Here is a 623-nt window from a genome sequence, read left to right as displayed (position 1 = left end):
TGACCGCCGATCTGCAGCGCTCCCGCGAACGCATCCTGACCGCCCGCGAGGAAGAACGCCGCCGCCTCCGCCGCGACCTGCACGACGGACTCGGCCACGCCCTCACCGACATGGCCATGTCCATCAACATGGCCAAAATCAGCCTGCGCTCCGCCCCCGCCTCCGCCGACCGCCTCCTGCTCGACCTGCGCACCGGCATGGACAGCGTCAGCCAGGAGATCAAAGAACTGGTCTACGGCCTGCGCCCGCCCACCCTGGACGAACTCGGCCTGACCGCAGCCGTCCAAGCCCTCGCAGACGACAGCGGACCATCTGTGCGAGTCCAGCCCGAAGGCAACCTCTCCGACCTGCCCGCCGCCGTCGAAGTCGCCGCCTACCGCATCATCCAGGAAGCCCTCACCAACATCCGCAAACACGCCCGCGCCCGCACCTGCGCCGTCTCACTGCGCCGCGAGCGGTCGGCCCTCACCCTCCGGATCGCCGACGACGGATGCGGGCTGCCCGAACGCGCCCGCTCCGGGATCGGCCTGATCTCCATGCGCGAACGCGCCTCCGAACTGGGCGGAACCTGCGTGGTCGGACCGGCGGCCGGCGGCGGCACGGCCGTCGAGGCGGTCCTGCCC

At 71.4% G+C, this 623-nt stretch carries 1 protein-coding gene; it reads left to right on the top strand.

The genetic code is table 11. The annotated features are described in order from the left end of the window. Positions 1-11: 11 nt before the first annotated feature. A partial coding sequence (locus Plo01_RS39860) for a sensor histidine kinase (RefSeq protein ID WP_307837433.1) occupies positions 12-623 on the top strand: 612 nt, incomplete at its 3' end.

It is taken from the genome of Planobispora longispora (assembly GCF_016863135.1).
Taxonomy (GTDB): domain Bacteria; phylum Actinomycetota; class Actinomycetes; order Streptosporangiales; family Streptosporangiaceae; genus Planobispora; species Planobispora longispora.
This window is presented reverse-complemented; position numbering and strand designations above follow the sequence as displayed.